We start from the raw sequence: 3,309 nt of genomic DNA, 5'->3' as shown, positions 1-3,309 counted from the left end.
GCCGCGCCCGCGGAATGGCCCCCTGCCCTCGCGGAGGCGTATGCGGGCGTCCTCGCGGACCCGGCCGCCTGGGCCAGGAAGGCCGTCGAGGAATGGGGCGCGGACCTGGTGTGCGTGAAGTTTGACGGCATCCATCCCGACAAGGGCGACCGCGACGCCGCCCACGCGGTCGGCGTGACCAAGAAGGTGCTCGCGGCCGTCGGCGTTCCGCTGATTCTGTGGGGATGCGGGTACGACGAAAAGGACAACGCCGTCATGCCCAAGGTGTCCGAGGCCGCCAAGGGCGAGAAAGCCCTCCTCGGCACGGTCGCGCAGGACAATTACAAGAACCTGACGGCGGTGGCCCTGGCGGACGGCCACCTGCTCATCGCCCAGGCCCCGCTCGACATCAACATCGCCAAGCAGGTCAACATCCTCGTGTCCGACATGGGTTTCCCGCTCGCGCGCCTCGTGATGTTCCAGACGACGGGGAGCCTCGGCTACGGGATGGAGTACGCGTATTCGATCCAGGAACGGGAGCGTCTGGCGGCGCTGGCGGGCGACAAACTGATGGCCATGCCCGTCATCTGCGACGTCGGATACGAATCCTGGCGCGCCAAGGAGGCCCGCGTTTCAACGGACGACGCCCCCGAGTGGGGCGACGCGCGCCGGCGAGGCCCCCTCTGGGAAGCCGTCACCGCCGTCGCCCTCCTCCAGTCCGGAGTGGACATCGTGCGGATGAGGCACCCCAAGGCCGTGGCCACCGTCAAGGCCTACATTGACAGCGTGTGGGGCGCCGGCGCGTAGCCGCCGCGCTTTCACGTTTAGCCGCGAGCCGAAGGCGAGCGCTCGTCGTAATGACGAATGACGAAACCCGAATGACGAATACAGGAGGTCAAAATGATCGCAATCGGTGAACGCATCAACGGAATGTTCACGGACGTGAAGGAGGCGATTGCGGCAAAGGATCCGGCCCCGATCGCCGACCTGGCGCGCCGCCAGACGGAAGCGGGCGCGGCGTACCTGGACATCAACGTCGGCACGGCCGCGGCCGACCAGGAAGGGACGATCCGGTGGCTCGTCGAGATCGCCCAGAAGGCGGTCGCGACGCCTCTGTGCCTCGACAGCCAGAAGCCGGCCGTCATCCGCGCGGGCCTGTCGGTCTGCGACACGGCGCGCGGCGTGCTCCTCAATTCCTCGCCGCTCTCGAAGAAGAGCGACCCCGAGGTGCTGGCCAAGTACGTCGCGATGGCCCAGGAAGCCGGCGGAAGCCTCATCGCCTTGACGATGGATGCCGGAGGCGTCCCGCAGAACGTGGACCGCCGGGTGGAGATCGCCGCCGAAATCCTGACGAAGTGCATGGAAGCCGGCCTGACGCCGGACCGGATCTTCATCGACCCGATCATTCTGCCCGTCAACGTGCCGGGGGCGCAGGAGCAGCCGGGCAATATCCTGGCGGCGATGGACCAGATCAGGCTGATGTCCGACCCGCCGCCCCACATCACGATGGGCCTTTCGAACCTGAGCCAGGGGACCACGGAGCGGAGCCTCATCAACCGGGTTTTCCTGGCGATGGCTCTGACGCACGGATGCGACTCCGCCATCGTAGACGTGCTGGACGATAAACTCGTCGACGTGGTCGCGACGGCGGAGATGCTCATGAACAAGCAGATCTACTCGGACAGTTTTCTGAGGGCGCACCGAAGTATCGCCGGAGGACAACGATAGCCGAACGGCAAATGACGAATGACGAGGCCCGAATGACGAATCAAACCCGAAGCCCGAATGACGAATGGGGCACGGTGTGCCATTCGTCATTGCCTTTTCGTCATTCACTCGTCATTCGGATTTCGGATTTCGTCATTCAGGACGGACGTCCATGAAACCGCTCTATATCAGCGCCACGCAGCAGGACGCCGGCAAGACCACGCTCATGATCGGTCTGGTGCAGGCGCTGCGCGACCTCGGCCTCGACACGGGCTACATGAAGCCCATCGGCCAGCGCTACGTGCGCTACCAAGGGTTGAACGTGGACGAGGACGCGGTCCTGGCGCGCGAAGCGTTCCACCTCGCGGATTCGCCCGAAGACATGAGCCCGATTGCGATCGAGCGGGGCTTCACGGAGCACTACATTTTCAACCGCGACCCGCATCCCCTGGAATGGCGGATCCTGGAGGCGTTCGGCCGCATTCGCGAGGCCCATGGCCTGCTGATCGTCGAGGGGACCGGGCACGCGGGCGTCGGGTCCTGCTTCGACCTGTCGAATGCCCGCGTCGCCGAACTCATGGGCGCCCCCGTCGTCATCATCACCGACGGCGGCATCGGGCGCGCGATCGACGAGGTGGCCCTCAGCCTCCATCTCTTCCGCAAACACGGGGTCGACGTGCTGGGCGTCATCCTCAACAAGGTCTGGCCGGAAAAGCAGACGAAGATCGCGCGGGCCGTCGCCCAGGGGCTCCAACATCTCGGCACGCGCCTGCTGGGGGCGGTCCCCTACCGGCCCCAACTCGTCCAGCCGCGAATGGACCAGATTCTCGCGGAACTTCACGGGACTCTGTTGTCCGGAAACGAGGCGATCGGCAACCGGATCGAACACACGGTCGTCGCGGCGATGGAACCGCATCACGTGTGCGCTTACCTTCGCGAGAACACGCTCGTCGTGACACCCGGCGACCGGGTGGACAACATCCTCGTTTCCACGCTGATGTGCCCGATGATTCCGGGGGCCGGGGGCCCCGTGGCCGGCATGGTCCTGACGGGAGGTTTTGAGCCGCCCGCCGGCGTCCGGTCGCTTCTGGCCTCCACGGGGGTGCCCGTCGTCCTGTGCCAGGAGGATACGTTTTCCGTTGCGACACGGCTCCGCGATTTGCGATTCAAGATCCGCCCCGAGGACACGGACAAGATCGAGGCGGCCAAGAGCCTCGTCTCCGAGAGCATCGACGTTCAGGCCCTGATGGAGATGCTGGCTGACGGGAAGTGAGAGATGGGCCTTGCGCGCCCGCCGGTCGGAGGGTGCGCGTCTTTCGGCTAGACTCTGTCTGATAAATCGCACGGTGGCCTTCCTAGGCCACCGCGCCGGGTGCCTTTTGCGCGGTGGGTTCGCCGCGGGGCTTGCCCCGCGTCCCGGCGCGCCGGAACCAGCGCCCCGCAAGCGGGGCGGCGAACCCACCTTGAGGCAAGTTGACAGGATTTACCTCAAGCCGCTTAGTCCACCTGAATCCACGTCTGAGTGTATTCGTGGTGGCCGTCCAGGTCCACGACCGTCAGGAAGACGTTGTACAGGCCGGGCTTTTCATAGGTGTGCGTCAAGGCGGGTTTGGCGGAGACGGC

3 protein-coding genes are annotated in these 3,309 nt (G+C 65.6%); all 3 read left to right on the top strand.

The annotated features are described in order from the left end of the window. The coding region (locus NTX40_05735) for an acetyl-CoA decarbonylase/synthase complex subunit delta (protein ID MCX5648584.1) at positions 1-786 on the top strand (786 nt) is incomplete at its 5' end. 93 nt (positions 787-879) lie between these two features. Further along, the gene (locus tag NTX40_05730; GenBank protein MCX5648583.1) at positions 880-1,707 is read left to right on the top strand and encodes a dihydropteroate synthase; all 828 of its coding nucleotides are present in this window, start codon (positions 880-882) and stop codon (positions 1,705-1,707) included. A 151-nt stretch (positions 1,708-1,858) separates the two neighbouring features. Next, positions 1,859-2,959, top strand: coding sequence for an AAA family ATPase (locus NTX40_05725; GenBank protein ID MCX5648582.1), 1,101 nt, complete (start codon positions 1,859-1,861; stop codon positions 2,957-2,959). Positions 2,960-3,309 lie beyond the last annotated feature (350 nt).

This window comes from Planctomycetota bacterium, from assembly GCA_026387035.1.
In the GTDB taxonomy this organism is placed as follows: domain Bacteria; phylum Planctomycetota; class Phycisphaerae; order FEN-1346; family FEN-1346; genus JAPLMM01.
The sequence above is the reverse complement of the archived record's forward strand: the minus strand, read 5'-3'. Positions and strand labels throughout refer to the sequence as shown.